The sequence below is a fragment of the Rhizobium sp. SEMIA 4085 genome (assembly GCF_013004495.1).
GTDB classification, from domain to species: Bacteria; Pseudomonadota; Alphaproteobacteria; order Rhizobiales; family Rhizobiaceae; genus Rhizobium; species Rhizobium gallicum.
Map to the genome: position 1 here is coordinate 1 of NZ_JABEPH010000631.1, position 1,755 is coordinate 1,755.

The window sequence follows — 1,755 nt, forward strand, 5'->3', positions numbered from 1 at the left end:
ACCTTGTGCTGCTCAGAAAAGCCGAAGACTGGAGCTACGAGTGCGAATGGAGGCTGATCGGAAAACGGGGCTCCCAAGATTCCCTATTGGAGCTCGAAGAAATCATTTTCGGCATTCGATGCGATGTGGCCGTCAAGTTCGCGGTAGTGCAGGCCTTAGCAGGCCGCCAACGGCCTGTTTCCTTCTACGAAATGCACGAAGATCAAGGGACGTTTGATCTTCGCCGTCGTGAGGTTGACATCGATGAACTTTCGGCGAGTCTGCCACGGCGATCGCGGCAATATATCGACGCCTTTTCAGACTTATCTGACATCCCGTCGCCCGGCGGCACCTAAGCGTTTACCCGCGCGCGGCGATGGGTGAGGTCGCACCGACGCAATCAGCTCGTTTGCTCGCCTTTTAGGAATGATAGGAGCGCACGCAACTTAGCAAGCAGCTCGTCGAATGTCAGAATCAGCACCTCCTTCAGGCTGTTCCGGTATAGTTCGAACGATTTTCTCATCGGCTCGCTTTCCGGTGTCAATCCCGCGATTACGATGCATTGAACGGCGTAAGTGTAGACGTCAAAAATGCCGGAATCGATTTTCTTCGATTTGATGTCCATCTGAAGGCGATAGCGTTGATCCAGCACTTGGCTCACGGCGCCGGAAAGTTCCGTTGACGGAGCATGCAGGTCACCGCGGTAGGCCTTGCGTTCGACCAAATCTGTCGAAGAGCGTTTAATCTCGATAATTGCGAGATTGCCCAAAAGCCCAGCTCTAATCGCGTAATCCGCGAGCTTTCCACCTCCGCCATCGAAACGTGTCCCACCCACCGCAAGCTGCTCTTCGAAGACAAGCGCGGGGACACCGAAAGCTCTTAAAATGAATGCGTTCGCAGAAAGGAACGACTGCCAGTCGTGCTCAGTCAGTCCCTTTTGAGCGATCCTCTTTTCCATCCTCTCTATCAGATCCTCGAGGGTAACGGTTTCGATTTCACGCTGGAGGGAAAGGATTTCAGTGGGCTCAGTTTTGGCTATATTCGCCACGGAAGCCCTCACGGTTTGGAGCGCGGCTTTCCGGGATATCGTCCCGGATTTTATCTTGCCAACGAGCGCTTCTGCAAGTCGGTCCGCGAGAGCCGAATTTACATCGTCGTGATAGTCGACCGAGTCTTTCGCCTGGAGCAAGTCGGATATCTTAGTCTCGATGACTTCCAGCTTGCGCTCGTTCACGAACGCTAATGTCTTTCTATGAAGCCTGCCGACAGTTTTGCGGAATCCATCGAAGATTGAGCGTGAAATTCGCAAAGTCCCACCGTTTTGCGACACGCCTCTGGCTTTCGAAACATACAGCTCCGTTACATCGGGCACCCTCTCAACGGCTTGCACGATGGTACGCAAGTCGTTCAGGACGCCGAAACCAAACAGAGGGGCTCGCACAAGACCTGCCGGCATATTTCCTATGCCCACATTCTCGCTGTAATCCTGATGCTCGAGAGAGGATATTCCATCGACAACGATAGATCGAATTTTCGTGTATTTGGGTTCAAGGAACCGTGACGTCAGGAGTGTTCGGAGCGGGAACACCGTCAATTTTTCGCTATCGGCATCGTATTGGGCCAAGACGACCGGATTTCCTGGATGCTTGAAGCCTGGGTTGTCTTTGATGAGTTTGTCGAGAGCCTTCGGTGAAATGATCAGATGTAGCTGTTCTAGGCCGTGATCGGTCGTCATCAAGTCGATGCTCAGTCCATCCTGGCTTTCAGCCACCACAG

Annotated in this window: 1 protein-coding gene and 1 pseudogene; one reads left to right on the forward strand and one right to left on the reverse strand. The window is 53.0% G+C overall.

Annotated elements, in window-relative coordinates; genetic code table 11:
- A pseudogene (locus tag C9413_RS31825) lies at positions 1 to 335 on the forward strand (DUF2971 domain-containing protein); the annotation flags it as partial.
- A gap of 44 nt (positions 336 to 379) precedes the next feature.
- Here C9413_RS31825 and C9413_RS31830 read toward each other — a convergent pair.
- Positions 380 to 1,755 (reverse strand): Shedu immune nuclease family protein (locus C9413_RS31830; RefSeq protein ID WP_170251509.1); only part of this gene is annotated, 1,376 nt, incomplete at its 5' end.